The sequence below is a fragment of the Pseudarthrobacter sp. NIBRBAC000502770 genome (genome assembly GCF_006517815.1).
Classification (GTDB): domain Bacteria; phylum Actinomycetota; class Actinomycetes; order Actinomycetales; family Micrococcaceae; genus Arthrobacter; species Arthrobacter niigatensis.
In genome coordinates this window covers 1,584,312-1,609,878 of the sequence record NZ_CP041198.1, presented here as the reverse complement: position 1 = coordinate 1,609,878, position 25,567 = coordinate 1,584,312, and the positions used below count along the sequence as shown (strand labels likewise).

At 66.2% G+C, this 25,567-nt stretch carries 25 protein-coding genes; 11 read left to right on the top strand and 14 right to left on the bottom strand.

Going from position 1 to position 25,567, the window contains the following annotated elements; genetic code table 11:
• Positions 1 to 1,206 (bottom strand): glycogen synthase, encoded by a 1,206-nt coding sequence (glgA, locus tag NIBR502770_RS07745; protein WP_141181574.1) that lies wholly within the window; start codon positions 1,204 to 1,206, stop codon positions 1 to 3.
• Positions 1,207 to 1,308: 102 nt separating this feature from the next.
• Between glgA and glgC the strand changes: the two genes are divergently transcribed.
• The 3 genes from glgC to NIBR502770_RS07730 all read left to right on the top strand — a co-directional run bounded on the left by glgC (position 1,309) and on the right by NIBR502770_RS07730 (position 4,750).
• Positions 1,309 to 2,718: a glucose-1-phosphate adenylyltransferase gene (glgC, locus tag NIBR502770_RS07740; protein ID WP_141160458.1), complete on the top strand. Its 1,410-nt coding sequence runs from the start codon at positions 1,309 to 1,311 to the stop codon at positions 2,716 to 2,718.
• 90 nt (positions 2,719 to 2,808) lie between these two features.
• A complete protein-coding gene (locus tag NIBR502770_RS07735) occupies positions 2,809 to 4,260 on the top strand; it encodes an SDR family NAD(P)-dependent oxidoreductase (RefSeq protein WP_141181573.1) in 1,452 nt (483 codons plus the stop codon).
• A 19-nt stretch (positions 4,261 to 4,279) separates the two neighbouring features.
• Positions 4,280 to 4,750 (top strand): pyridoxamine 5'-phosphate oxidase family protein, encoded by a 471-nt coding sequence (locus NIBR502770_RS07730; RefSeq protein WP_168223141.1) that lies wholly within the window; start codon positions 4,280 to 4,282, stop codon positions 4,748 to 4,750.
• Between the two features lie 45 nt (positions 4,751 to 4,795).
• On the opposite strand, the gene NIBR502770_RS07725 is transcribed toward NIBR502770_RS07730, so the two are convergent.
• From NIBR502770_RS07725 to NIBR502770_RS07715, 3 genes are all read right to left on the bottom strand, one after another.
• On the bottom strand, positions 4,796 to 5,647 hold the full coding sequence (locus NIBR502770_RS07725; RefSeq protein ID WP_141160460.1) for a transglutaminase family protein: 852 nt from the start codon (positions 5,645 to 5,647) through the stop codon (positions 4,796 to 4,798).
• Positions 5,644 to 6,570: an alpha-E domain-containing protein gene (locus NIBR502770_RS07720; RefSeq protein ID WP_141160461.1), complete on the bottom strand. Its 927-nt coding sequence runs from the start codon at positions 6,568 to 6,570 to the stop codon at positions 5,644 to 5,646. The genes NIBR502770_RS07725 and NIBR502770_RS07720 overlap by 4 nt, the downstream gene beginning before the upstream one ends.
• A 75-nt stretch (positions 6,571 to 6,645) precedes the next feature.
• The gene (locus NIBR502770_RS07715) at positions 6,646 to 8,202 is read right to left on the bottom strand and encodes a circularly permuted type 2 ATP-grasp protein (RefSeq protein ID WP_141181572.1); all 1,557 of its coding nucleotides are present in this window, start codon (positions 8,200 to 8,202) and stop codon (positions 6,646 to 6,648) included.
• Positions 8,203 to 8,315: 113 nt separating this feature from the next.
• On the opposite strand from NIBR502770_RS07715, the gene NIBR502770_RS07710 reads away from it, so the two are divergent.
• Both NIBR502770_RS07710 and pepN read left to right on the top strand, forming a co-directional pair.
• Positions 8,316 to 9,374 (top strand): YeiH family protein, encoded by a 1,059-nt coding sequence (locus tag NIBR502770_RS07710; RefSeq protein ID WP_141181571.1) that lies wholly within the window; start codon positions 8,316 to 8,318, stop codon positions 9,372 to 9,374.
• Positions 9,375 to 9,407: 33 nt separating this feature from the next.
• Positions 9,408 to 12,062, top strand: a complete 2,655-nt coding sequence (gene pepN / locus NIBR502770_RS07705) for an aminopeptidase N (RefSeq protein ID WP_141181570.1) — start codon at positions 9,408 to 9,410, stop codon at positions 12,060 to 12,062.
• Between the two features lie 82 nt (positions 12,063 to 12,144).
• Here the strand turns inward: pepN and NIBR502770_RS07700 are convergent, their stop codons facing one another.
• The 5 genes from NIBR502770_RS07700 to NIBR502770_RS07680 form a co-directional block, all read right to left on the bottom strand.
• Positions 12,145 to 13,242 (bottom strand): biotin/lipoate A/B protein ligase family protein, encoded by a 1,098-nt coding sequence (locus NIBR502770_RS07700; protein ID WP_210418930.1) that lies wholly within the window; start codon positions 13,240 to 13,242, stop codon positions 12,145 to 12,147.
• Between the two features lie 99 nt (positions 13,243 to 13,341).
• A complete protein-coding gene (locus NIBR502770_RS07695) occupies positions 13,342 to 13,599 on the bottom strand; it encodes a type B 50S ribosomal protein L31 (protein WP_018771158.1) in 258 nt (85 codons plus the stop codon).
• A 175-nt stretch (positions 13,600 to 13,774) separates the two neighbouring features.
• Entirely contained in the window at positions 13,775 to 14,584 is an 810-nt protein-coding gene (locus NIBR502770_RS07690; protein WP_141181568.1) for an RNA methyltransferase, read from the bottom strand.
• A 7-nt stretch (positions 14,585 to 14,591) separates the two neighbouring features.
• Positions 14,592 to 15,377: a sulfite exporter TauE/SafE family protein gene (locus NIBR502770_RS07685; RefSeq protein ID WP_141160467.1), complete on the bottom strand. Its 786-nt coding sequence runs from the start codon at positions 15,375 to 15,377 to the stop codon at positions 14,592 to 14,594.
• Positions 15,378 to 15,397: 20 nt separating this feature from the next.
• Positions 15,398 to 16,183 carry an ABC transporter ATP-binding protein gene (locus NIBR502770_RS07680; protein ID WP_141181567.1) on the bottom strand — a complete coding sequence of 262 codons (786 nt, stop codon included), beginning with the start codon at positions 16,181 to 16,183 and terminating at the stop codon, positions 15,398 to 15,400.
• Positions 16,184 to 16,309: 126 nt separating this feature from the next.
• Here NIBR502770_RS07680 and serB point away from each other — a divergent pair, with 126 nt between their 5' ends.
• Complete coding sequence (serB, locus tag NIBR502770_RS07675) at positions 16,310 to 17,203, top strand: phosphoserine phosphatase SerB (protein ID WP_141181566.1); 894 nt, start codon at positions 16,310 to 16,312, stop codon at positions 17,201 to 17,203.
• 84 nt (positions 17,204 to 17,287) lie between these two features.
• Here the strand turns inward: serB and NIBR502770_RS07670 are convergent, their stop codons facing one another.
• Positions 17,288 to 18,049, bottom strand: a complete 762-nt coding sequence (locus NIBR502770_RS07670; RefSeq protein ID WP_141181565.1) for an SDR family oxidoreductase — start codon at positions 18,047 to 18,049, stop codon at positions 17,288 to 17,290.
• Between the two features lie 140 nt (positions 18,050 to 18,189).
• Positions 18,190 to 18,915, bottom strand: a complete 726-nt coding sequence (locus NIBR502770_RS07665) for a beta-ketoacyl-ACP reductase (protein WP_141160471.1) — start codon at positions 18,913 to 18,915, stop codon at positions 18,190 to 18,192.
• Positions 18,916 to 19,066: 151 nt separating this feature from the next.
• On the opposite strand from NIBR502770_RS07665, the gene NIBR502770_RS07660 reads away from it, so the two are divergent.
• The 4 genes from NIBR502770_RS07660 to NIBR502770_RS07645 are packed head-to-tail and all read left to right on the top strand — an operon-like array spanning position 19,067 to position 21,117.
• A complete protein-coding gene (locus NIBR502770_RS07660) occupies positions 19,067 to 19,498 on the top strand; it encodes a DUF3099 domain-containing protein (RefSeq protein WP_141160472.1) in 432 nt (143 codons plus the stop codon).
• The gene (locus tag NIBR502770_RS07655; RefSeq protein ID WP_141160473.1) at positions 19,495 to 19,758 is read left to right on the top strand and encodes a hypothetical protein; all 264 of its coding nucleotides are present in this window, start codon (positions 19,495 to 19,497) and stop codon (positions 19,756 to 19,758) included. Before NIBR502770_RS07660 ends, NIBR502770_RS07655 begins: the two co-directional genes overlap by 4 nt.
• The gene (locus NIBR502770_RS07650) at positions 19,759 to 20,637 is read left to right on the top strand and encodes an SURF1 family protein (protein ID WP_141181564.1); all 879 of its coding nucleotides are present in this window, start codon (positions 19,759 to 19,761) and stop codon (positions 20,635 to 20,637) included.
• A 3-nt stretch (positions 20,638 to 20,640) separates the two neighbouring features.
• Positions 20,641 to 21,117, top strand: a complete 477-nt coding sequence (locus tag NIBR502770_RS07645) for a YbaK/EbsC family protein (protein WP_141181563.1) — start codon at positions 20,641 to 20,643, stop codon at positions 21,115 to 21,117.
• On the opposite strand, the gene NIBR502770_RS07640 is transcribed toward NIBR502770_RS07645, so the two are convergent.
• A complete protein-coding gene (locus tag NIBR502770_RS07640; protein ID WP_141181562.1) occupies positions 21,114 to 22,712 on the bottom strand; it encodes an ABC-F family ATP-binding cassette domain-containing protein in 1,599 nt (532 codons plus the stop codon). The genes NIBR502770_RS07645 and NIBR502770_RS07640 overlap by 4 nt on opposite strands.
• Before the next feature lie 210 nt (positions 22,713 to 22,922).
• On the opposite strand from NIBR502770_RS07640, the gene NIBR502770_RS07635 reads away from it, so the two are divergent.
• Entirely contained in the window at positions 22,923 to 23,987 is a 1,065-nt protein-coding gene (locus NIBR502770_RS07635; protein WP_141181561.1) for a spore photoproduct lyase family protein, read from the top strand.
• Between the two features lie 24 nt (positions 23,988 to 24,011).
• Here the strand turns inward: NIBR502770_RS07635 and NIBR502770_RS07630 are convergent, their stop codons facing one another.
• The gene (locus tag NIBR502770_RS07630) at positions 24,012 to 25,019 is read right to left on the bottom strand and encodes a DUF808 domain-containing protein (RefSeq protein WP_141160478.1); all 1,008 of its coding nucleotides are present in this window, start codon (positions 25,017 to 25,019) and stop codon (positions 24,012 to 24,014) included.
• Positions 25,020 to 25,115: 96 nt separating this feature from the next.
• Positions 25,116 to 25,553 (bottom strand): VOC family protein, encoded by a 438-nt coding sequence (locus NIBR502770_RS07625; RefSeq protein ID WP_141181560.1) that lies wholly within the window; start codon positions 25,551 to 25,553, stop codon positions 25,116 to 25,118.
• Positions 25,554 to 25,567 lie beyond the last annotated feature (14 nt).

Here is a 25,567-nt window from a genome sequence, read left to right as displayed (position 1 = left end):
TCAGGCTCCGGCAGGCAGCACCGAGCGGTACACCTCAAGGGTGGTTTCCGTGATCGATTCCCACGAGAAGTGCTTCTCGGCGCGCTCGCGGCCTGCCTGCCCCATGGCCCGGGCGCGTGCGGGATCGGATACCACTTCGGTCAGGGCGGCCGCGAACTCCGCAACGAACTTCTCCGGGTCCAGGGGCGTCCCGGTGCCATCGGTGACCTGTTCCAGGTCCACCAGCAGCCCGGTCTCACCGTGCTGGACCACCTCGGGGATGCCGCCGGTGGCGCTGGCCACCACTGCGGCGCCGCAAGCCATCGCTTCAAGGTTCACGATGCCGAGCGGCTCGTAGATGGAGGGGCAGGCAAAGGCCGTTGCATGGCTGAGGACCTGGATCAGTTCGTGGCGCGGCAGCATCCGTTCAATCAGCACCACGCCGGTGCGCTGCTTCTGCAGCTCCTCGATGAGTGCCGCTGTTTCCGCAGCCAGTTCCGGAGTGTCCGCCGCGCCGAGGCACAGCACCAGCTGGACATCGGCGGGCAGTTTCGCTGCCGCCCGCAGGAGGTAGGGAACGCCCTTCTGCCGTGTGTTTCTTCCCACAAAGACGACGCTTGGCTTGGCCGGGTCGATGCCCAGGGCACGGACGGCGTCGTCGTTTTCATCACGCTGCCAGAGGGCCACGTCGATCCCGTTGTGGACCACGCGGACCTTTTCCGGGTCAACGTCAGGGTAGCTGCGCAGGATGTCCTGGCGCATGCCCTCGGACACGGCGATGATCGCCGCCGCCGCTTCGTACGCCGTCTTCTCCACCCAGGAGGAGAGGGCGTAGCCGCCGCCAAGCTGCTCGGCTTTCCATGGCCGGAGCGGCTCAAGGCTGTGGGCGCTCAGAACGTGCGGAATTCCGTGCAGCAGCGAGGCCAGGTGCCCGGCCATGTTGGCGTACCAGGTATGCGAATGGACCAGGTCCGCGCCCTGCACGTCCGGCACAATGCGCAGGTCCACGCCCAGGGTCTGCACCGCCGCGTTGGCCGCGCCGAGGTCCTCCGGGACCTGGTAGGACGTCACGGTGGCGCCGTGGTAGTCGGCGTCCCGGGGGGCCCCGAATGCACGAACCTGCAGGTCAACGTGCTTACTAAGCACCCTGCTCAACTCGGCTACGTGCACCCCGGCGCCACCGTAGATCTCCGGCGGGAACTCTTTAGTCACAATGTCTATTCGCACAAGACCCAAGGTAGTCGTTCACGCATAACTGTTCTAGTGTGAAGGAGTCCGGGCCTACCGGACTGTCTTGGGGAGTTACGAAGGCGTACAGGAGCGACCATTATGCCGTTGACCAAAAAAGTCCTGGCCATTGTCCTCGCAGGTGGCGAGGGAAACAGACTGATGCCACTGACGGCAGACCGCGCAAAGCCCGCGGTGCCTTTCGCGGGCAGCTACCGCCTTATCGATTTTGCGATTTCCAACCTGGTGAATTCGCGTTACCTGCAGATTGTGGTCCTTACCCAATACAAATCCCACAGCCTCGACCGGCATATTTCCGAAGCTTGGCGGATGTCCACGCAGCTTGGCAACTACGTCGCCTCCGTCCCCGCACAGCAGCGCGTCGGCAAGAGCTGGTTCCTGGGCAGCGCCAACGCCATCTACCAATCCCTGAACCTGATCCATGATGCCAACCCCGACATCGTCGTCGTGGTGGGCGCGGACCACGTGTACCGCATGGACTTCGCCCAAATGGTGGACCAGCACGTCCGCAGCGGCGCCAAGGCCACGGTCGCGGCCGTCCGGCAGCCGCTTCACATGGCTGACCAGTTCGGCGTGATCGAAGTGGATCAAAACGACGCCCAAAAGATCGCCGCCTTCGTGGAGAAGCCCTCGAGCACCCCCGGGCTTGCCGCCGACCCTTCACAGTTCCTGGCTTCCATGGGCAACTACGTGTTCGACGCCGACGCCCTGGTGGCCGCGCTGCACGTTGACGCCGAGCGCCTTGACACCAAGCACGACATGGGCGGGGACATCATCCCCTACTTCGTCAACAGGGGCGAGGCCGGCGTCTACGACTTCACCCTCAACGACATCCCCGGTTCCACGGAGCGCGACCGCACCTACTGGCGTGATGTGGGCACCATCGACTCCTTCTACGACGCCCACATGGACCTGATTTCACCGTTGCCGGTGTTCAACCTCTACAACTCCGAGTGGCCCATCTACACCCGGCAGAGCATTTCCCCGCCCGCCAAGTTCGTCCGGGGCAAGAACAACACCGTGGGCACGGCGCTGGACTCCATCGTGGCCAACGGGGTGGTGATTTCCGGCGGCGTCGTGGAGGGCTCCGTGCTGTCCAACGACGTCTATGTAGCAACCAGCGGCCGGGTCATCGATTCCGTGCTGATGGACAAGGTGCAGGTGGGTGAAGGGGCAGTGATCAACCGCGCCATCCTGGACAAGAACGTCAAGGTCCCCGCCGGAGCCGCCATCGGCCTGGACCCCGAGCTGGACCGGTCGCGCGGATTCAAGGTGACAGAGTCCGGCATCACGGTCCTCGCCAAGGGCCAGGAAGTTCCGGAGCCCGGTGAGCAGGAACGGCAGCTCGCCGCGAGCCACCTGAGCGTCCTGCCCAACGCCATCAAAGCGGCGGCAGAGCAGTACCCGGATGTCCGTGAGGCAGCCGACAAGGTGGCCGGCACGCACGCCGCCGCAGCGGCGGAGGCCGCTCCAGCCGCGCGGCTTCGCTGACCCGCCACGCACGACCTCCCACGGCATCCCGCAGGCCGGGGCACCAGAGATGGTGCCCCGGCCTGCGGCGCACGCTGTAAAATCTTCCCAATGAGCTCCCCCGATCTGACCCCTGAGGACATTCAGGCCTGCCTCAAGGTCCTGAACACCATCCACGCGTATGACGAGGAGCACCCGGACTACATCTCGGTGCGCCGCGCCACGGGGAAGATGTTCAAGGCCGTCAAGCGCCACCGCAGGGTAACCAAGCGCGATTCCATCGCCGAGGCTGACCGCGCCGTGATTGCCCAGACCGCCACCGCGGCCCCGGACCGGATCGATGACGAAACCCGCGGCAACAAGCTGGCTACATCAGCCACCGGGAACATCGCGGGACACCTTATCCGCTCGCGCCCCTGCTACATCTGCAAGCAGCATTACACCCAGGTGGACGCCTTCTACCACCAGCTTTGCCCGGAATGCGCTGCGTTCAGCCACAGCAAGCGCGATGCCCGGACCGACCTCACCGGTCGGCGGGCCCTGCTCACCGGAGGACGGGCCAAGATCGGCATGTACATCGCCCTCCGGCTGCTGCGCGACGGTGCGCACACCACCATCACCACCCGGTTCCCCAAGGATGCGGCACGTCGCTTCGCCGCCATGGAAGACAGCGGCGAGTGGCTGCACCGGCTCCGGATCGTGGGCATCGACCTGCGCGATCCTGCCCAGGTCATGGCCCTGACCGATTCCCTCGACCAGGCCGGTCCGCTGGACATCATCATCAATAATGCGGCCCAGACCGTGCGCCGATCCGGCAACGCCTACAAGCCACTGGTGGACGCCGAGGAGGAACCGCTTCCGGCGGCACTGGACCAGGCCAATGGCGGCCCTGAACTGTTGACCTTCGGCCATGCCCATGACAAGCACCCGCTGGCACTGGCGGGCAGCGTCACCGACCACCCGGTCCTTGCCGGCGATGCCGTCACGTCCCTGGCGCTGTCCACCGGATCTGCCTCCCTGGAGCGCATCGCCGCGGGCACCGCGATCGACGCCGGGGGCCTGGTCCCGGACCTTGCCACCATCAACAGTTGGACGCAGGTGGTGGACGAAGTGGATCCCCTCGAGATGCTCGAGGTGCAGCTCTGCAACGTCACCGCACCGTTCCTGCTGGTCAGCAGGCTCCGCGGTGCCATGCAGCGGTCCACGGCGCGGCGCAAATACATTGTGAACGTCTCGGCCATGGAGGGGCAGTTCTCCCGCGCGTACAAGGGCCCCGGGCACCCGCACACCAACATGGCCAAGGCGGCGCTGAACATGATGACCCGCACCAGCGCCCAGGAGATGCTGGACACCGACGGCATCCTGATGACTGCCGTGGACACCGGCTGGATCACTGACGAGCGCCCGCACTTCACCAAGGTCCGGCTCATGGAGGAAGGCTTCCACGCCCCCCTGGACCTGGTGGACGGCGCGGCCCGCGTCTATGATCCGATCGTCATGGGTGAAAACGGTGAGGACCAGTACGGGGTCTTCCTGAAGGATTACAAGCCCAGCCCCTGGTGATGCGGGGTATGCTCACGGCATGAGCAACGAGTCATCCTCCTCCCAAGTGCAGAAACTTGAACACCACGAATGCTGGGCGCTGCTGCGGACTGTGTCCGTAGGAAGGCTGGCGGTCCTCGTCGAGGGCAGGCCAGACATCTTTCCGGTCAACTTCACGGTGGACGGCGGCACCCTGGTCTTCAGGACGGCCCAGGGAACCAAACTGTCGGCTGCCTCCGGCGATGCCCCCGTGGCGGTGGAGGCGGACGGCGTGGACCCTGACACGGGCCTGGCGTGGAGCGTGGTGATCAAGGGCACCGCTGCCCTGGTCAAGGCCACCGAGGAAGTGCTGGAGACCTCCCGCCTGTACCTCTTCCCCTGGCAGGCCGGGCGCAAGGACGCGTTCGTCCGCATCACCCCGGACAGCGTCACGGGCCGCCGCTTCAAGGTAACGGACCCGATGACGTGGTGGACCCAGATCAGCGGTTCCGCCAAAGCATCCCAGGAATAGGCCGACCGCGGGTTCCCCGGCCAGGAGGCCGGGGAACCCCATGCGTCAGGCGAGCTGGGTGATCTCCACGCTGACCTTCAAGGCCGAGCCGCCGCCCCCGGACAGGATCCCCTTCAGCGGGGGGACGTCGCGGTAGTCGCGGCCCCTGGCCACGGTGACATGGAAGTCGCCGGCAGGTTTGTGGTTGGTGGGGTCCCAGCTGCGCCAGTCCCCGTCCCACCATTCCAGCCAGGCATGCGATTGCCCGGCAACGGTCTCACCGATCCCGGCGCTGGAGCGGGGGTGCAGGTAGCCGGAGACGTAGCGGGCCGGAATTCCGCAGCTGCGCAGCGCGCCGATGGCCAGGTGTGCCAAGTCCTGGCACACCCCCTGGCGCTGGCCCCAGGCTTCCTCCGCGTTGGTGGTGACGGCGGTGGAGCCGGACATGTAGGTCATCTCCCCGCGCATCCAGGCAAACACGGCCATGGCGGCCTCGTGCGGGTTCTTTCCTGCCACGACGCCCGGGATGATGCCCAGGACTTCTTCACCGGGCCCGCTCAGCCGGGACTGGGGCAGCCAGTCGCTGAATGCGTCGAGGGTTTCCGGGGACGCCAGCTGGTCCCAGCCCACAATGTCCGCCTCGGCAGGAATCTTCTCCGCCCTGTGCACTTCGACGGTGATGTTGGAAACCACCTCGAGGTTTTCGTGCGGCATCTGCATGTCGAAGGCCGTGACCCGGGTGCCCCAGTAGTCGCGGTAGGTGCTTACTGCTGCCTGCGACGGAGAGACCTTCACCACGGACTCCAGCACCACCTGCTGCGAATCCGTCAGCGGCGTCATCCTGGCCTCGTTGTAGGACAGCGTCACCCGCTTGTTGTACTTGTAGGCCGTCCTGTGGACGATGCTCAACCGGGTCATGACACTTCTCCCACCCAGGCAAGTTCGTCCGCCTGATTGAAGTACTTACGGGAAATGGCGTCCGAGGCCTGGGACACGGCCTTCTGCACGCGTTCCATGTGTTCGGGCAGTTCGGACATGAGGTCGTCAGTGCGGTGGAACTCGAGGAAGGTGCGGGCCTGCCCCACGATGCGGCGAGCATCGTTGATGAAGCCCACGCGCTGGGCGGAGGGGTCCAGCTTGGCGAGGCACTCGTCCGCATCCCGCAGCGCGTAAACGATGGACCGGGGGAACAGCCGGTCCAGGAGCAGGAACTCGGCGGCGTGCTGGTCGCCAAACGCTGCCCGCCGGGTCCGCAAAAACGATTCATAGGCGCCGGCGCAGCGGAGCATGTTCACCCACGACATGCCGGCAGAGAGCACATCCCGGGTGGAAAGCATCCGTGCCGTCATGTCCGCGCGCTCCAGCGAACGCCCCAGCACCAGGAAGAGCCAGCTCTCGTCGTGGCTCACGGTGGTGTCGGCAAGGCCGCTGACCATCGCGGTACGCTCCAGGGTCCAGTTGCAGAACCGGTAGGTGCCCACCACGTCCTTCCGGTGCTGGCTCAGCCCGTAGTACGTGGTGTTCAGGCTTTCCCACAGCCCGGAGGACACGGTCTCGCGTGCACGGCGGGCGTTCTCGCGGGCAGCCCCCAGGGAACCGGCGATCGAGGTGGCGCTGGTCTTGTCATACGCCAGGGCGTGAAGGAGTTCCGGGAGGCCGAAATCCTCGCTCTGCGGCTTGGCTCCCATGACGGCCAGGAGTTCCTGCGCCACGCTCTTGCGTTCCTCCATGGGGAGGTGGTTGAGGCGTTCCAGGTGGACATCCAGGATGCGGGCGGTACCGTCGGCCCGCTCCACATAGCGGCCAATCCAAAACAGGGACTCGGCAATACGGCTAAGCATTCGCGGCTACCTCCTGCGCGCCCGGAACGATGTCTAAGAAATGTGCGACGCCGGCCACGCCTTCACGTGCCGGCCTCACTGCTGCTGCTCCGACTGGCGGTCGCGCCAGTTGCTCTCCACCGGCCATACCGAGACCCGTTCGCGGACCGTGATGGACTGGCGGGGCACCGTTTCCACCGGCATCTGCGGCGAGTCGGCCAGGACCCACGTGTCCTTGGATCCGCCGCCCTGGCTGGAGTTCACGATCAGCGACCCTTCCTTCAGCGCAACGCGGGTCAGGCCGCCCGGGAGCACCCAGACATCGTCGCCGTCGTTCACCGCAAAGGGCCGCAGGTCCACGTGGCGGGGGCCGAACTTGTCACCGCCAAGGGTGGGAACGGTGGAGAGCTGCAGCACCGGCTGGGCGATCCAGCCGCGGGGATCGGAGATGATCCGCTGGCGGAGGGCGTCCAGTTCGTCCCGGGAGGCATCCGGGCCGATGACCAGGCCCTTCCCGCCGGAGCCGTCCACCGGCTTGACCACCAGTTCCGCGAGGTTGTCCAGGGTGTACTCCCGGGCTTCCTTCTCCTCGAGGCGGTAGGTGTCCACGTTGGCGATGATGGGCTCCTCGCTGAGGTAGTAGCGGATCAGGTCAGGCACGTAACTGTAAACCAGTTTGTCGTCGGCCACGCCATTGCCTACCGCGTTGGCGATCGTCACGCCGCCGGCACGGGCAGCGTTGACCAGGCCGGGGCAGCCGAGCATCGAGTCGGAACGGAACTGCAGCGGGTCCAGGAAGTCATCGTCGATGCGCTTGTAGATCACATCCACCCGCTGCTCGCCGGCCGTCGTCCGCATGTACACGCGGTTTCCACGGCAGATCAGGTCCCGGCCCTCCACCAGCTCAACACCCATGAGGCCGGCCAGGAGGGTGTGCTCGAAATAGGCGCTGTTGAAGACGCCGGGGGTCAGGACGACGACGGTGGGATCGTCCACGCCGGCGGGCGCGGTTTTGCGCAGGGCCGAGAGCAGGCGGCGGGGGTATTCCTCCACGGGCCGGATGAGCTGCTGGCCGAACGCTTCGGGCAGGCCCTTGGCCATGGCGCGCCGGTTCTCCAGCACGTAGCTGACGCCGGACGGAACGCGGACGTTGTCTTCCAGGACCCGGAAGGTGCCGGCTGCGTCGCGGACCACGTCGATGCCGGAGATATGCACCCGGACCCCGCCGGCCGGTTCGAACCCGTGGACCTGCCGGTGGAAGTGGGCGCTGGTGGTCACGAGCTGGCGGGGAATCACGCCGTCGGACACCACGGTCATCTTGTCGTAGACGTCGTTCAGGAATGCTTCCAGGGCACGGACGCGCTGGGCCACCCCGCGTTCCAGGACATCCCACTCCGCCGCAGGGATGACCCTGGGCACGATGTCGAGCGGGAAAGGCCGCTCCTCGCCCGCGTAGTCGAACGTGACACCGCGGTCCAGGAAGGTGCGGGCCATGGAGTCCGCGCGTGCGCTGACGTCCGCCAGGGAGAGCTTCCGGAGGGCCTCGGCCACCTGCCCGTACGAGTCCCTGGCCTGTTGCCCCGGGGCGAACATCTCGTCGTACGCTCCGGTGCGGCCCGCGGCCTCGGAGTAATCCTGGAATAGGTCTGACATGTCCAATAGCCAACCATCTTTTTGTTTCGAGTTCATTACTGCCATCCATTCTGGCGTGTTGTCGCCGGCAGTCCGGTTCGTACTTTACTGGCCTCGTCGGGCACAGTAGGTGAGTGCCAGTCAGCAGAAGCCTCCCCGAGCCGGGCCACGGCCGTTTCCGGCCCGCGGCGGCGCGGCTGGCTCCGGGCCTGCTGACGGCGGCGGCTGCCGTTACGGTGGCGTTCCTGGTGCACGGGCTCGTGCCGGCGTTGCCTGCGATGACCCTGGCTGTGGTCCTTGGCGTCCTTGCCGCCAACCTGCCCGGCCCGGCGGGCTGGACCGGGGGCCGCGCCCGCGCAGGGCTCGACTTCGCCGGCAAGCACCTGATGCGCGGCGGGATCGTGCTGCTGGGGCTGAAAGTCAGCATCATGGACGTCCTTGACCTGGGGTGGCTGGCCCTTGTCCTGATCGTGGCCGTCGTGGCGGCCAGTTTCGGCGGCACGTATGCCATCTCCCGCCTGTTCCGCCTCCCGCCCGTGACGTCGCTGCTGGTGGCCACCGGGTTCTCCATCTGCGGCGCATCAGCTATCGGTGCCGTGGCCGCCGTCCGCCGGATCCGGCATGCGGAAACAGTCCTGCCAGTGGCCCTGGTGACGCTTTGCGGCACACTTGCCATCGGTGTCCTGCCCCTCATCGCCCACCCCCTGGGGCTGACGGCCACGGTCTTCGGGGCCTGGACCGGGGCGTCGGTCCACGACGTGGGCCAGGTGGTGGCCACAGCACAAACCGCAGGGGCTGGCGCACTGGCGATCGCCGTCGTCGTCAAGCTCACCCGCGTGCTGCTGCTGGCACCTGTCGCCGCAATCGCCGGCGTTCACCACAGGAGTGGTGAACGGGCCCTGGGTGCAGCCAACGGCACCACCTCCAAGATGCCGCCGGTGGTGCCGGTGTTCGTGCTGGGCTTTGTGGCGATGGTGGCCCTGCGCTCCTCCGGCTGGCTGGCTCCTGCCTGGCTGGAGATCGGGGCCATGCTGCAGGACGTCCTCCTGGGGGCGGCCCTGTTCGGACTGGGATCGGCGGTGCGGATCCGCACGCTGCTGCATACGGGAGGCCAGGCGCTCCTGGCTGCGCTGGCGTCCTGGCTCCTGATTGCCGTACTGGGCCTGGCGGCCGCCTTCCTGATCGCGGGCTGAGTGGACGCACCGGCAGCGTGATTAGATAGCCGGGTGTCACATGAGAATCTGAAGCGCAGCGAAGCCGCCGAACGTTCAGCCCGGATCAGCACCACCAGCTACGACGTCTCGCTCGATGTGCGGCACGCAGCAGATCCGGCCGTTCCCGGCTACCCCAGCCGCAGTGTCATCACCTTTACCGCCGAACCCGGCAGCAGCACCTTCCTGGACTTCATCGGCAGCACCGTCCACAGCGTCCTCCTCAACGGCAAGAGCCTGCAGGTCGGGGACGTGGTGGAGGGCGCACGGATCAGGCTGGACAACCTCGGGGCCCAGAACCAGGTGACCGTCACCGGCACCGCCCTCTACAGCCGCTCCGGTGAAGGCATGCACCGGTTCGTTGACCCCGCCGACGGCCAGACCTACCTGTACACCCAGTACGAGCCGGCTGACGCGCGACGGGTCTTCGCCAACTTCGAACAGCCCGACCTGAAGGCAACCTACACCTTCCACGTGATGGCTCCGGCGGAGTGGAAAGTGGCCTCCAACGGCGCCGAGGTGGTCCGGACCCCGCTGACCAGCGATCCAGCGACGGCCTGCTGGGACTTCGCCACCACCCTGCCGATGTCCACCTACATCACCAGTATCCTGGCCGGGCCCTACTTCAGGGCGGAGGACCGCTGGCAGGCAACGCTCGACGACGGCACTAACCTGGACGTCCCGCTGGCGCTCTACTGCCGGGCTTCCATGGCGGAATCCTTCGACACGGAAGAGCTTTTTGCCCTCACGAAGAAGGGCCTGGACTTCTTCAACCGCCTGTTCGATTTCCCGTACCCGTGGGGAAAGTATGACCAGGCGTTCGTCCCCGAATACAACCTGGGTGCCATGGAGAATCCCGGGTTGGTGACGTTCACCGAGAGCTACGTGTTCACCTCCAGGGCCACCGATGCCCAGTACCAGGCACGCGCGAATACCCTGATGCACGAGATGGCGCATATGTGGTTCGGCGACCTGGTGACCATGCAATGGTGGGATGATCTCTGGCTGAAGGAATCCTTCGCTGACTACATGGGAACGCTGGCCGTGGACCGGGCAACCGACTGGGACACGGCCTGGGTCAACTTCGCCAACAAGCGCAAGGCATGGGCCTACGTCCAGGACCAGCTGCCCACCACCCACCCCATCGTTGCGGACATTCCCGATCTTGAAGCGGCGAAGCAGAACTTCGACGGCATCACCTACGGCAAAGGCGCATCCGTGCTGAAGCAGCTGGTGGCCTATGTGGGGTTCGACGCGTTCATCGCAGGCTCCCGGGAGTACTTCCGCAAGCACGCCTACGGAAACACGACGCTCCAGGACTTGCTGGCGGCCCTGGGCGCGGCCTCAGGCCGCGACCTGTCCGGTTGGGCCCGGCAGTGGCTGCAGACCTCGGGGATTTCCACGCTGTCCGTTGACATTGCTCCGCAGGGCACGGCAGCGGACGACGACGGCGTCCTGGGGCAAGTGGAGATCGTCCAGGAGGCGGTGGACCCTGTTACGGGACGGGATGAGCTGCGTCCGCACCGCCTCCGCGTCGGTTCCTACGACTTTGACGGTTCCGGCGCGCTGTTGAAGACCGCGAGCCTGGACACCGATGTTATTGGCGGGCGGACCGGACTCCCCCAGCTTGCAGGGCAGCCACGGCCGGCGCTCCTGCTGGTCAATGACGATGACCTGGCGTACGCCAAGGTGAGGCTCGACCCGGTCTCCGAGGCCACCGTCCGGGGGTCGCTGGACCGGATTTCCGACCCGATGGCGCGCGCCCTGTGCTGGACGGCCCTGTGGAACTCCGCCCGCGACGGCGAAAGCCCCGCGGCCCAGTATGTCGACGCCGTGGCTGCCTTCGCACCGGCCGAGACCGGCATCGGCGTCCTGCTGAACATCCTGGACAACGCCGCCACCGCCATTGAGCGTTACACCCCCGCCGCCGCCAGGTCCTCGGTGCGGTCAACCTTCGTGTCCGCGGCCGCCGCGGAACTGCACCGGGCCGCCCCGGGATCGGACGCACAGCTGGCCTGGGCCCGCACCCTTGCCGCCCTGGGCAGGCATGACAGCGCCGTGCTTCCCCGGCTCCGCGGCCTGCTCGACGGCTCGGCGCCGGTGGCGGGCCTGGCCGTGGACGCCGACCTGCGCTGGCAGCTGTGGCACGCGCTGGCCGCCCACGGGGAGGCCACTGCTGCCGAGCTCGACGCCGAGCTGGCGCGGGACACCACCGCATCGGGCCGGGCAGGCCATGCAACGGCGATGGCGGCCCGTCCGGAGGCTGCCGTCAAGGATGCGGCGTGGAACGCGGCGGTGCATGGAAATGAGCTGTCCAACCAGCTCCTCACGGCCACCATCAGCGGCTTCACCACCGCGCCGCCCGAATTGCTGGCGCGCTATGTGGAGCCTTACTTTGAGTGCCTGCGGACTGTGTGGGACTCGCGGAGCATCGAGATCGCCAGCCGGATTGTCCGGGGCCTGTACCCTGCAGCCCAGGACCTTGGGGTCACCATGCAGCCCGCAGAACATTCGGTGGTCCGGCGCACGGACGCCTGGCTGGACGCCAACCCGGACGCCCCACGCGCGCTGCGCCGGATCGTCGTCGAGCAGCGCAGCCACCTGCTGCGGGCACTCACGGCCCAGGCCGCCGTCGTTCCCCACCGGCCCCAGGCCGCGCCGGCGCACTGACGCTGCGGCTCACTGCGCAGGGACTGTCCCTGCGCAGTGAGCCCGGCTGTCACTCCACCACTGGGTCAAGGCACCCCGTGGTTTAGGGAACGCGGTGGAGCCACTCCTCCGTGCCGAACTTGGCGGCCACACGGTCCTTGGCCGCTGCCAGCTCGTGTCCCGCCAGCGTTGACGGCGTGGCCCCATAACGCTCGCTGAAGACCTCAATCATGGCCTCAATGATGGCTGTGCGGGCCAGGCCGGTCTGGCGGCGGAGCGGATCCACCCGCTTCTTGGCGCTTCGGGTGCCCTTATCCGAGAGCTTCTCCTTGCCGATCCGGAGGACCTCCACCATCTTGTCGGCGTCGATGTCGTAGCTCATGGTGACGTGGTGCAGCATGCCGCCGTTGGCCAGCCGCTTCTGCGCGGCGCCGCCGATCTTTCCCTGGTCCGTGGCGATGTCATTCAGCGGGATGTAGAACGCGTTGATGCCCAGCCGTTCCAGCGCCGCCATGACCCAGGCGTCAAGGAACGGGTAGGAATCAGCGAAGCTCAGTCCATCCACCAGCGTCTGGGGCAGGTAGAGCGAGTAGGTGATGCAGTTGCCGGCCTCCATGAACATCGCTCCACCGCCGCTGATCCGCCGCACCACGTTGATACCGTGCCTGGCCACGCCCTCGGGATCCACCTCGTTCTGCACAGACTGGAAGCTTCCGATGACTACCGACGGTTCCTGCCAGTCCCAGAACCGCAGGGTGGGTGTGCGCTCCCCCGCTCCGACGGCCTCGGTGAGCACCTCGTCCAGGGCAACGTTAATTTCCGTGGGGAGCACCGTGGGCGCGATGACGTTCCACTCGTGGTCTTGCCAGGAGGTGGCCTTGGCCAGTGCACGGCGGACGGTCACGGCCACGGCGTCCGCGGAGAAGCCGAAAAGCACGGCTGCGGCCGGCAGGGCCGCTGTGACGGCCGCAGCGAGGTCTTTGGCTGGGGTGGTGTCCGGGAGCCCGGTCAGCGCCCGGTTGATATCCGCCAGGGCCTCGTCAGGTTCCAGGAAGAAGTCCCCGCTGACGGAGACGTCCGCCAGGGCCCCGTCCACAACTGCCAGGTCCACCACCACCAGTTTGCCGCCGGGAACCTTGTACTCCCCGTGCAGGCGCTGGTTGTTGTGGGCATTATCGGCAGGAAATCCGGGCTCGCTCATGCTTCCCATCCTGCCCCAGAAAGCGGGTGCGCGGTTAACGCAGGAGGCCCGCACCGTTTCCGGTGCGGGCCTCCTGCCAACAAGCTTGGGCGAAGGGAATTACTTCTTGCCGCCGAAGCCCTTGAAGCGAGCGTTGAAGCGCTCGACGCGGCCTGCAGAGTCCATGATGCGCTGCTTGCCCGTGTAGAACGGGTGGGACTCGGAAGAGATTTCGACGTCGATGACCGGGTAGGTGTTGCCGTCTTCCCACTCGATGGTCTTGTTGGAAGACACGGTGGAGCGGGTCAGGAACTTGGTGCCGGAGGCCAGGTCGTTGAAGACAACAGCTTCGTACTTCGGGTGGGTATCAGACTTCATAATGGGACCTTTGTTCGCGCAACTGGATTTTGCCAGCTGCCAGGTATGAATGGGATGGCTGCGATCTGTCGCATCAGCCGAAGCCGAAAAAGCAGGACAACCAGCTATCAATCATAGCCGATGCCGGTGGGGCTGACGAACCAGTCCCATCCGCGGCATCCCGCGCCCCCGCAGGTCAGCCCCGGGCGCGCAACTCCCAGAAGGCGACGGCCGAGGCAGCCGCAACGTTCAGTGAATCCACACCGTTCCGCATCGGGATTTTGACAGCGAGGTCGACGGCGGCGAGGGTCTCCGGGCTCATGCCGGCACCTTCGGTGCCAAGCACCAGGGCGAGCTTGTCCACGTTGCGGGAGGCGACGGCGTCGACATCTTCTGCGTCCGGCGTCAGTTCCAGCGCCGCGACGGTGAAGCCGTGGTCCTTGAGCACCTGGAGGTCACCGGGCCAGTCCTGCAGGCGGGCCCAACGAACCTGGAACACGGTCCCCATGCTGACCCGGACGCTGCGGCGATACAGCGGATCGCCACAGCGCGGCGAGACCAGCACAGCGTCGATGTCCAACGCCGCCGCGGAGCGGAAGATGGCACCCACATTGGTGTGGTCCACGATGTCCTCCAGCACAGCCACGCGGCGCGCCCCGGCGAGAAGGTCCGGCAGCGGCACCGGGGCCGGACGATGCATGGCCGCCATGGCGCCGCGGTGCAGGTGAAACCCGGTGATTTCCTCCAGGAGGGCGGCCGGGCCGATGAGCACCGGGACGTCCGGGTACGCCTGGAAGACATCCTCAAGATCCGCCATCCACTTCTCCGCGAGGAAGAAGGACCGGGGCTGGTGGCCGGCCGCAAGGGCCCGGCGCAGGACCCGCGAGGATTCGGCAATGTACATGCCCTCGGCCGGTTCCCGGAGCTTGCGCAGGTGCACGTCCGTCAGGGTGGTGTAATCGCTGACCCGGGGGTCCGCGGCGGATTCGAGGTAGTGGAAGGTCACCGGGAGATTATTTCAGCAGGTTGGCGATCATGACGGCGAGGGCCACGATGCCCAGGCTGAAGATCACGGCGCGCAGGACCCGCGGCGAAAGCTTCCGGCCTACCTTTGAACCAGCCAGGCCGCCGATGGTGGAGCTGATGGCGATCAGCAGCACCACGAGCCAGTTGACGCGGTCGAAGGCGAACAACAGGTAGGAGATGGCGGCCACCATGTTCACGCCGAGGACCAGGATGTTCTTCATGGCGTTGGCGTTCTGGATGGTGCCGGTGAGGAACACGCCCAGGATCCCGACCAGGAGGATTCCCTGCGCCGCGACGAAGTAGCCTCCGTAGACACCGGCCAGGTAGACCAGGACCACCAGGAGGAATCCGTGGCGTTTGTCCCGGACTGCGTGTTCGGGGTTGGCCTCGCGGTTGCGCACCCAGTCCTGGAGCCGCGGCTGGAACACCACCATCAGCAGGGCCAGGACCAGGAGGACCGGGGCGACGTAGTGGAAAACCTTCTCCGGCAGGTGCAGCAGGAGCCAGGCGCCGGTGACGCCGCCCAGGACCGAGGCGGGCAGGAGCCGCAGCACCTGCCGTCCCCGGCCGGCCAGCTCGCGGCGGTAGCCGAAGGCCCCGGCGCCCGTTCCGAAGACCAGGCCCATGGCATTGCTCATGGAGGCGGTCACCGGAGCCACGCCCAGGGCGATGAGTACCGGGAAGGTGACCAGGGTGCCGGATCCCACCACCGCGTTGATGGTGCCGGCCCACAGGCCGGCGATGAACACAATGATGCTGCTGAAGAGTTCCAAGATAGTAGCGCAGGCCTCGTCTAGCGGCGTGCTGTGGCCGTGTAGCGTCCCGCGTTCTCGGAGACATCCAAGGGAAGCCCGAAGGTGGTGCTCAGGTGCTCTTCCGTCAGGACCTCGGTGATGGGTCCAGCAGCCACCACGCCGCCGTCGCGCAGCAGCATGGCATGGGTGAAGCCGGGCGGGACCTCTTCAAGGTGGTGCGTGACCAGGACCATTGCCGGAGCCGACTCGTCCCGGGCCAGCTCGCCCAGCTTGTGGACCAGTTCCTCGCGGCCGCCCAGGTCCAGCCCGGCGCCGGGCTCATCCAGCAGCAGTAGTTCGGGGTCGGTCATGAGGGCCCGGGCGATCTGGACGCGCTTGCGCTCGCCTTCGGACAGGGTGGCGAACGTCCTGTTGAGCAGCGGGCCCATGCCCCAGTCGTTCAGGAGCCGGAAGGCGCGCCGTTCGTCGTCGCGCTCGTAGCCTTCCCGCCAGCGGCCGGTGACGCCGTAGGCGGCCGTGACCACGACGTTGAGGACGTTCTCGTGTTCCGGGATCTGGGTGGCAAGTGCAGCCGAGGAAAGCCCGATGCGGGGGCGAAGTTCGAAGACGTCGGTACGGCCCAGCGTCTCGTCGAGAATTCCGGCTTTGCCGCTGCTGGGGTGCAGGCGGGCCGCGGCGATCTGGAGGAGGGTGGTCTTTCCGGCGCCGTTGGGTCCCAGGATGACCCAGCGTTCGCCTTCGTTGACCTGCCAGTCGACCTTGTCCAGCAGGGTCTTTTTACCTCGGACAACGCTGACGGAGTCCAGTTCCAGAACATCACTCATAGGAGTAGACACTAGGACAAAAAAGAAGATGACTGATAACCGGTGTCAAGGTCCCCTAAGGGCCCGGCGCGGGCAGCCCCGCAACGAATTCCAGTCGCCCAGTCGGCGCTGGCTAAGATTGCAGGCATGACTTCGAACGTGACTGCGGTCAGCTATGGCCTCAATGTGACCCCCGCCGGGCTGGAGCAGCTGCGTTCCGTCCTTGCCGCACACGGCGCGGACGTGCTGTCCGAATCCTCCGCCGGTGACAGCCGTTACGGGGTCCAGGTCCTTGACCTGGCCCTTCCGGATGCCACCGCCGCCGGCCTGGCCGCCCTCCGGCGGGCCGTGGCGGATGCCGCAACCGATGATTTCGACACTGCGCTTGTCCCGGCCGGGCTCCGCTCCGCGGCCCGAAAGCTGCTGATCATGGATGTGGACTCCACCCTGATCCAGCAGGAGGTCATCGAACTCCTTGCCGCGTACGCCGGCAAGCGCGAGGAGGTGGCGGCCGTCACGGAAGCCGCCATGCGCGGCGAACTCGACTTTGCCCAAAGCCTCCACGCCCGGGTTGCCGTGCTCGCGGGACTGCCCGCCGACGTCGTCCAATCCGTCCGCAGGGAAGTGAAGCTCAGCGAAGGTGCCGATCGGCTTGTGGCCGCCTTCAAAGCCGCCGGCCATACAGTGGCTGTGGTGTCAGGCGGCTTCAACCAGATCCTTGAGCCGATCGCCGGGGACCTGGGCATTGACTACTGGCAGGCCAATGAGTTGGAGATCGTCGACGGCGCGCTGACCGGCAAGGTGCTGGGCGCGGTGGTGGACAGGGCAGCCAAGGAAAAATACCTGCGGGAATGGGCTGCGGCCGAGGGTATTGCGCTTGAACACACCATCGCCGTGGGCGACGGCGCGAACGACCTGGATATGCTCGGCGCAGCCGGAATAGGCGTGGCCTTCAACGCCAAGCCCGCTGTCCGCGCCGTAGCGGACGCAGCCCTGAACATGCCATACCTGGACGCCGTCCGCCACATCGCCGGGGTCTGACGCTCCTATAACCGCGAGATGGCAGTTCGGGCGGTGTTCGACGTGAACATTGCCGCGAACTGCCATCTCGCGTGGGGGCAGAGCCTAGCTGGAAGCTTCTGCGCTCTTGCCGAAGTAGTCCGCTCCGCCGGCGTACTCGGTGTGTCCGGATTCCACGTCGGCCGTAGCCATCCCGGCCACAACCTGCGCGAACTCCTCCACCGAGTACAGCTTGCCGGCCTCCGCGCGGCGGGCTTCGATGGCACCCGGGGTGGAACGGTCCAGGAGCGTGGCGGTGACGGTGCCTTCGATCATGTCGCCGGAAACCACCACGAGGGAGATGCCTTTGTCGGCCAGGTTGGGGATCAGGTCCCGCAGGGCGTCCTCGCCGGCGCGCTTGCTGCGGGCCACCGGCTCGTAGGCCGGCATAGTGGGGACGGTGTTGATGAAGTGGGCCTGGTGGCTGGTCACGAAGACCACGCGCGAGCCTTCCTTCATCAGGGGCACGGCGGCGTTGAGCATGTTCACCTGCGCGTCGCGGTTAAGCTTGAGCGCGTAGTCCTCCCCCATCCCGGTTTCCATGCCGCCGGACGCGTTCAGGACCAGGAGGTCAAGGGAGCCGAAGTTCTCCATGGCGGCGCTGGCCAGGGCCTGCACCCCTTCCTGGGTGGTGAGGTCCGCCCCGACGTCGACGGCGCGGCCACCGGCGGCTTCGATGCCCTGCACCACTTTGTTGGCACGCGGGGCCTTCTGGCGGTAGTTGACCACGACGGCGGCGCCCTCCGAAGCGAGGATCCTCGCTACGTCGGCGCCAATGCCCCGCGATGATCCGGTGACGATCGCCGTCTTGTTGTCGAGCAGTCCCATACGAGCTTCCTTTGTTCGAAACATCTAAATAGTTGTGGTCTGCAGTCCATCATGCCAGCGGTCCTTGCCAACATCCTTTGTCTGACTTCGACAAATAAGGACGTCGGGGCTAGTTTCCTGCAGCGGCGTGGGCCAAAGGGTCAGTGGCCCATGCCCAGGCCGCCGTCCACCGGGATGACCGCACCGGAGATGTACGCGGCTTCGTCGCTGGCGATCCAGCGGACCACGTTGGCCACCTCAGCCGCTTCGGCGAAACGGCCGGCAGGGATGCTGGCCAGGTAATCCTTCTGGGTGGCCTCGGGCAACTCGGCCGTCATGTCCGTGTTGATGAACCCGGGTGCCACCACGTTCGCGGTGATGCCGCGCGACCCGAGTTCCCGGGTGAGGGAACGGGCGATGCCCACCAGACCGGCCTTGGAGGCGGAGTAGTTGATCTGCCCCGGGGCCCCGTACAGGCCTGAAACCGAAGAGATGAGGACCACGCGGCCCTTGCGCAGCCGGATCATGCCCTTGGACGCACGCTTGATGACACGGAAGGCGCCGGTCAGGTTGGTGTCAATCACGGAGGTGAAGTCGTCCTCACTCATGCGCAGCAACAGCGTGTCCTTGGTAATGCCGGCGTTGGCCACCAGGACTTCCACCGGACCGTGGGCAGCTTCCACTTCCTTGAAGGCAGCGTCCACCGAAGCCTCATCGGTAACGTCCGCCTTGACGCCAAGAATGCCTTCCGGCAGCTGGGTTTCGCTGCGGTAGGTCACCGCCACCTTGTCACCGTTGGCGAGGAACGCCTGGGCAATGGCCAGGCCAATACCGCGGTTGCCGCCGGTCACCAGGACGCTGCGGGGTGCGGAAGCTGTTTCAGTCATAAAGGGCTCCGGGATTCTGCGGCAGGCTGCGCCGCGGTAGCGGGTGTGGTTTGGGCTGCCTCCGATCTTAGCGGCAGGCTCCCGGCGGGTTTGGGCAGCACTGCCGATGGTGCGAGAATTAAGGGAAGCCTTTGGAGCGTGATCATTCACCGTGACCCTTGAAAACCATGCGGGACACTCCGCGCCCGAAGAACCGGGCCGGTTCTCCGGCGACAGCGAAGTCCACAGCATTACTGACGCCGCCGGCGCGCATTCGGAGGATATGCGCCAGCGGATGATCAAGTATGCCCTGGCCATGGGCATCCGCATGGTGTGCCTGATCCTGATATTCGTGGTGGACGGATGGTTGAAGATCATTGCCGTTGCCGGAGCTGTGTTCCTGCCCTGGATCGCCGTGATCATCGCCAACGGCAGCGACAAAGCCGAGACGCCCAGTGACCTGCTGCTGGACTCCGCACCGCTGGCCGAGCTGGAAAGCCCTCCAGCGCCGGTGGAGGACGACGAGCCGGGAAGCGCCGTACTGCAGGGCGAGCTGGTGAAGGACGAGGACCCGGAGCCCGGGGAGGAGCGGCAGGCATTATGAGCATTTTCGATTTCGCAGCTGGATCGGACATGGCATCAGAGGCCGGCGCCGTCTGCTCACGGAAGGCGTGCAGGGCCCAGGCATCCTGGCAGATTCTCTGGAACAACCCAAAAATCCATGCCCCCGAGCGCCGCAAGACCTGGCTGGCCTGCACCGACCACCGGGACTGGCTGGAGGACTACCTGCAGACGCGTGGCCTCTGGAAAGAAACGCTCCCGCTCGAAGCCCCCGGGGAAGCCTCCCTGGAGCAGGACATCTGAATGTACCGTTTCCTCTTTTCCAGCAAGTGGCTGGGCTACCTCCTGCTGGCGGCTGTCTTTGCCACCGCGTGCGTGTTCCTTGGCCGCTGGCAGATGGACCGCCGCGCCGAGACCCTGGCCGAGATCAACCGCGTCGTCAGCAACTATTCGGCCACTCCCATTCCCTTTGAACAGGCGCGGGACCAGTTCATCCAGCTTGACCCGGCCAAAGAGTGGACCCAGGTGGAGCTGAAGGGCTCCTACGACGCCGCCGGCCAGCGGATTGTCCGCAACCGGCCGCTCAACGGGCAGCCCGGGTACGAGGTGGTGGTCCCGTTCCGTCTCGCCAATGGCGAAACGGTGGTCATCGACCGCGGCTGGCTCCCCATCGGCAACAGGAATCCAGGCAGTCCTGACTCCGTTCCCGCCCCGCCCACGGGTGACGTCACCGCCGTCGTCCGTTTGAAGCACGGCGAGCCGGAACTGCAGCGCGGGGCACCTGAGGGGCAGCTGGCATCCATCGACCTTCCCACGTACTCCGCGCAGCTGGGTTATCCCGTGCTCACGGGCGCTTACGGCCAGCTCGCCTCGGAAACGCCGGCGCCGGCGGATGCGCCGGTATCCTTCCCCAAACCGTCCACTGACGAAGGGACGCACTTGTCCTACTCGCTGCAGTGGTTCGCGTTCGGAGTCCTGATGTTCGTAGGCTTCGGCTACGCGGCGCGGCAGCAGGCACGCAACGCCGCGATCGATGCCGAGGACCAGGACGAGTCGGAACTGGACGGAACGGTCCACTCAGCCGTCCCGGCCGCCCGGCGCCGGCCCGCACCGCCGCGCAAGCGTAAGAAGGCGACGGCAGAGGAAGAAGAAGACGCCCTCCTGGACGCACAGGGGTACTAAGCGATGGCAACGTTCGACGACGGGCCGGTCGCCGTGGTGCGTTCGGCGCTGGTGAAGGCCGGAGTCGGCGACACCGTGCGAACCTTTCCTGCCGGTGTGCCCACGGCAGCCGCCGCGGCGCAGGCACTGGAATGCGATCTTGCCGCCATCACCAACAGCCTCATCTTCGACCTCGACGGCGAGCCCCTGCTGATACTGGCCAGCGGTGCGGCCCGCGTTGATACGGCGCTGGTTGCCTCGCGGCTCGGCACGGGCAGGATCCGCCGGGCCTCCCCCACCTTCGTCCTGGAACATACCGGGCAGGAGGTGGGCGGGGTCGCCCCGCTAGGCCACCCGAAGAGGATCAGGACACTCCTGGACGAAACCCTGCAGGCCCACCGGCTGCTGTGGGCTGGAGCAGGTGACCACCACTCGATGTTCAGCATCACCTACCAGGACCTGCTCCGCGTGACCGGGGCCTTGGAACTGCCGGTGCGCTAGGCGAGCGTGATCAGGTCCAGGTAGTCCTCGTTCCAGAGGTCTTCCACGCCGTCCGGAAGCATGACAACCCGTTCGGGGTTCAAGGCTTCGACAGCGCCTTCGTCGTGGCTGACCAGGACGACGGCTCCGGTGTAGTTCCGGAGCGCGCCGAGGATTTCCGCGCGGCTGGCGGGGTCCAGGTTGTTGGTGGGCTCGTCGAGGAGGAGGACGTTGGCGCTCGAGGCCACGATGGTGGCCAGGGCCAGGCGCGTCTTCTCGCCGCCGGAGAGCACGCCTGCGGGCTTGTCCACGTCGTCGCCGGAGAACAGGAATGAGCCCAGGATGCCGCGGACCTCGGCGTCCTTCATGTCCGGCGCGGACGAGCGCATGTTCTCCAGCACGGTGCGGTCGTGGTCCAGGGTTTCGTGTTCCTGGGCGTAGTAGCCCACCTTGAGCCCGTGGCCCGGGATGACCTCGCCGGTGTCCGGCGCGTCCACGCCGGCGAGCATGCGCAGCAGGGTGGTCTTGCCGGCGCCGTTAAGCCCCAGGATGACCACCTTGGAGCCGCGGTCGATCGCCAGGTCAACGTCGGTGAAGATTTCCAGGGAACCGTAGGATTTGCTGAGCCCGTCCGCGGTGAGGGGGGTCTTGCCGCAGGGCGACGGATCGGGGAAACGCAAAGCTGCCACGCGGTCCTGCTCGCGAACCGCTTCCAAGCCGCTGAGCAGCCGTTCGGCACGCTTTGCCATGTTCTGCGCGGCGACGGCCTTGGTGGCCTTGGCCCGCATCTTGTTGGCCTGGTCCATGAGGACCTGGGCCTTCTTTTCGGCGTTGGCGCGTTCACGCTTGCGGGCGCGCTCATCCGTTTCGCGCTGCAGGAGGTAGCGCTTCCAGTCCATGTTGTAGAAATCAATCTGGGCGCGGTTGGCGTCCAGCAGGAACACCTTGTTCACGGTGGCTTCCAGGAGGTCGGTGTCGTGGCTGATCACGATTAGGCCGCCCTGGTGGTTCTTCAGGAAGTCACGCAGCCAGGCGATGGAATCGGCGTCGAGGTGGTTGGTCGGTTCGTCCAGGAGCATGGTTTCGGCATCTGAGTACAGGATGCGGGCCAGCTCCACGCGGCGCCGCTGTCCGCCGGAGAGCGTCTTGAGCGGCTGGTTCAGCAACCGGTCCGGCAGGGCAAGGTTGGAACAGATCGACGCCGCCTCGGCCTCCGCCGCGTAACCGCCCGCGGCGAGGAACTCGGACTCCAGCCGGTCATACCGGTTCATGGCCTTGCGCTGGACGTCGGCGTCATCGCTCGCCATTTCGTCATGCGCCTTGCGCAGTTTGCCGACGACGACGTCCAGGCCGCGGGCGGAAAGGATGCGGTCCCGCGCTAGCTGTTCCATGTCCGGGGTGCGCGGATCCTGGGGCAGGTAGCCGATTTCGCCGCTGCGGGTCACCTTGCCGGCGGCTGGCAGGCCTTCACCCGCGAGGACACGGGTCAGGGTGGTCTTGCCCGCGCCGTTTCGGCCCACCAGGCCGATCTTGTCCCCTTTATCGATGCGGAAGCTCACCTGGTCCATGAGGAGCCGGGCACCGGCGCGCAGTTCAAGATCCTGGACAGTAATCACAGCAGGTAAGGCCTTTCACAACAGGGAACGCCACGGTCCGCGCAGTGTGTGCGACGGGACGCTGGGGCAGAGTGGCCGGAAAACGGCACACTTCAGTCTACCGTCCGGCGGACCGGGCCGGTTTCAGCAGCAGAAACTCCCGGCTGTACGGCGATGGTGCCGAGGGCTTAACCGGGGACGCCGCCGCCAGGGTTCAAGCAGAATGGGGTCATGGAATTCGATCGGCTGCTGCAGATCCGGCGTATCTACGCACAGCCGGCCGCCCTGGAGCTGCCACGTGGCCAGCAGATTCTCGCGCGCTGGCCCGGAGCCGACGTCGTATTGGTGGACAGCCACTGGAACATCCCGGACCTGCATGGTGACGAAACCAACGTGCCGCGCTGGTCACGGATCAAAACGGAAGCGCTGGTCCTGGGGATCAAAAAGTCGCTGACCGTCAAACCGAATGGCCGTTCGGCGGATTTCATTGCGCCTTCCACAGCGAACGGCTGCGCGATGGCGTGCGCCTACTGCTACGTTCCGCGGCACAAGGGTTACAGCAATCCAATTACGGTGTTCGCCAATATCGACCAGATCGCGGCGACCCTTGAGCGGCACGCCACCCGCCAGGGGCTCAAGCTGGAGCCCAACCAGTGCGACCCGGAACTGTGGGTATACGACATCGGCGAGAACAGCGATTGCTCGGTGGATGCACTGATCAGCCCCAACGTCCAGGAGCTTGTGGGGCTCTTCCGCGAACTGCCCAACGCCAGGCTGTCCTTCGCCACCAAGTTCGTCAACCCGGAGATGCTGGCATGGGACCATGGCGGCCACACCCGGATCCGCTTCTCCCTGATGCCGGCGGACCTGGCCAGGTCCATTGACGTCCGGACGTCGCCGGTGGCGGAACGGATCGCAGCGATTAACGACTTCGTCGACGCGGGCTACGAAGTGCACGTGAACTTCTCCCCCGTCATCATCACCGACACCTGGCTGGCCGACTGGGAAGAACTTCTCCGCCAGCTCGACGCGACCTTGACCGGGGCAGCCAAGGCCCAACTCGCGGCGGAGGTCATTTTCCTGACCCACAACGAGCAGTTGCATGAGGTCAACCTGGGCTGGCATCCGCAGGCTGAAAAGGTTCTGTGGCGTCCCGGCCTCCAGGAGTCAAAGACGTCCTCCAACGGATTCAACAACGTTCGCTACCGGTCACGGGCAAAGGCTGGCTATGTGGCGCAGTTGACCGCGCTCATTGAGGAAATCACGCCGTACTGCCGCATCCGTTACGCGTTCTGAAACGCGCACCGGCTGCGGCAGCTGTCAGGCATGGTGTTCGTCGGGCGCACCGTTCGGGGCGGGCGCGGCAGACTCGCTGTGCCCGCCTTTTGCCTTGCCGAACGGCAGCACCTTCAGGATCGGGCCGACCACTGCCAGCACTATGAGGCCCCAGGCGAGGCCGACGACGGTTGAGCAAAGGGTGTTGACGAGCCAAGCTAAAAGACCGCCGACGACGGCAACGCCCGCCACCGGGTGCTCAATCCCATGGACCAGGTCATAGGGTGCGTGCCAGCCGAGGTCGTGCGCGCCCTGCAGCATGATGTGGCCGCCGACCCAGAGCATGGCGATGGTTCCCACGAACGTGATGGTGGCCAGCACGGCGGGCATTCCGGTGACCAGCAACCTTCCGAGGCGCTTGGAGCGGGGAGAATCCTTGCCCACCAGGTGCACGCCGATGTCGTCCATTTTGACGATGAGCGCGACGGCGCCGTACACGAGCACCGTGATGGCGAACGCCACCAGGACCAGGATGAACGCGCGGACCCAGATGGATTCGGTGGCCACCTCGTTCATGGAGATGACCATGATCTCGCAGGACAGGATGAAGTCGGTGGTGATCGCGCCCTTGACCACCTTGGCCTCGGCATCGTGCCCGCGTTCCACCGCCGGGGCTTCGTCTTCCTCGTGGTGGCCGCCGCGGAGCTTATGCCAGACCTTCTCGGCGCCCTCGTAGCAGAGGTAGGTGCCGCCGAGCATGAGAATGAACGGAATGATCCAGGGGATGAAGGCGCTGATAAGCAGCAGCGCGGGCAGGATGATCAGGAGCTTGTTGCGGATGGAACCCCAGAAGATCTTCTTGATCATCGGCAGTTCACGGGACGGGTCCGCCCCTGAGACGTACTGCGGGGTGACCGCGGCGTCGTCGATGACGACGCCGGCCGCCTTGGCACCAGCCTTCGCGGCGCCGGCTGCCACGTCATCCACCGATGCTGCCGCTATGCGGGCCAAGGCTGCCACGTCATCCAGAAGGGCTACGAGGCCGCCGCTCAAGGCCGGCCCCCGAGGGTCTTGTGGTCAGGGCGTTGAGCATTGAGGGTTGGGTGCGTGATGGGCATGTTCGGAGTATATTGCAGCCGGCCGGCGGGCTCAGCCCTTTGTCAGGTCCTCGGCAAGCATCACAATGATGCCGCTGGGACCCCGGACGTAACTGAGCTTGTAGGCGTCTTCATAGGTGGCCACGCCGCGCAGCGGGTGGCAGCCGTGCCTTGCGGCAGTCTCGAGGGCCTGCCCGATGTCGTCGACGGAGAAGGCGACGCGGTGCATTCCGATTTCGTTGGGCCGGGTGGGCCCAGTTTCGATCGCGTCGGGGTGGATGTATTCGAACAGTTCGAGGCGGCCGGCGCCGTCCGGGGTCTGGAGCATGGCGATCCTGGCGTGGTTGCCGTCGAGTCCGACGGCGGTGTCGGCCCATTCCCCGCTCACGGTCTGCCGGCCCACCACAGTGAGACCGAGGTCGGTGAAGAAAGCGATGGCCGCTTCCAGGTCGCGGACGGCGATGCCTACGTTTTCGAGTTTGATGGGCATGCGCCACAGGGTAC

Excerpts from the sequence above, each read along its gene's own strand:
- NIBR502770_RS07625 (WP_141181560.1), bottom strand. The coding sequence starts at position 25,553 with ATGCCCATCAAACTCGAAAACGTAGGCATCGCCGTCCGCGACCTGGAA.
- NIBR502770_RS07715 (WP_141181572.1), bottom strand. The coding sequence starts at position 8,202 with ATGTCAGACCTATTCCAGGATTACTCCGAGGCCGCGGGCCGCACCGGA.
- NIBR502770_RS07695 (WP_018771158.1), bottom strand. The coding sequence starts at position 13,599 with ATGAAGTCTGATACCCACCCGAAGTACGAAGCTGTTGTCTTCAACGAC.
- NIBR502770_RS07720 (WP_141160461.1), bottom strand. The coding sequence starts at position 6,570 with ATGCTTAGCCGTATTGCCGAGTCCCTGTTTTGGATTGGCCGCTATGTG.
- NIBR502770_RS07730 (WP_168223141.1), top strand. The coding sequence starts at position 4,280 with ATGAGCAACGAGTCATCCTCCTCCCAAGTGCAGAAACTTGAACACCAC.
- glgC (WP_141160458.1), top strand. The coding sequence starts at position 1,309 with ATGCCGTTGACCAAAAAAGTCCTGGCCATTGTCCTCGCAGGTGGCGAG.
- NIBR502770_RS07650 (WP_141181564.1), top strand. The coding sequence starts at position 19,759 with ATGTACCGTTTCCTCTTTTCCAGCAAGTGGCTGGGCTACCTCCTGCTG.
- NIBR502770_RS07670 (WP_141181565.1), bottom strand. The coding sequence starts at position 18,049 with ATGGGACTGCTCGACAACAAGACGGCGATCGTCACCGGATCATCGCGG.
- NIBR502770_RS07680 (WP_141181567.1), bottom strand. The coding sequence starts at position 16,183 with ATGAGTGATGTTCTGGAACTGGACTCCGTCAGCGTTGTCCGAGGTAAA.
- NIBR502770_RS07665 (WP_141160471.1), bottom strand. The coding sequence starts at position 18,915 with ATGACTGAAACAGCTTCCGCACCCCGCAGCGTCCTGGTGACCGGCGGC.
- NIBR502770_RS07725 (WP_141160460.1), bottom strand. The coding sequence starts at position 5,647 with ATGACCCGGTTGAGCATCGTCCACAGGACGGCCTACAAGTACAACAAG.
- NIBR502770_RS07735 (WP_141181573.1), top strand. The coding sequence starts at position 2,809 with ATGAGCTCCCCCGATCTGACCCCTGAGGACATTCAGGCCTGCCTCAAG.
- NIBR502770_RS07645 (WP_141181563.1), top strand. The coding sequence starts at position 20,641 with ATGGCAACGTTCGACGACGGGCCGGTCGCCGTGGTGCGTTCGGCGCTG.
- serB (WP_141181566.1), top strand. The coding sequence starts at position 16,310 with ATGACTTCGAACGTGACTGCGGTCAGCTATGGCCTCAATGTGACCCCC.
- NIBR502770_RS07635 (WP_141181561.1), top strand. The coding sequence starts at position 22,923 with ATGGAATTCGATCGGCTGCTGCAGATCCGGCGTATCTACGCACAGCCG.
- NIBR502770_RS07700 (WP_210418930.1), bottom strand. The coding sequence starts at position 13,242 with ATGAGCGAGCCCGGATTTCCTGCCGATAATGCCCACAACAACCAGCGC.
- NIBR502770_RS07655 (WP_141160473.1), top strand. The coding sequence starts at position 19,495 with ATGAGCATTTTCGATTTCGCAGCTGGATCGGACATGGCATCAGAGGCC.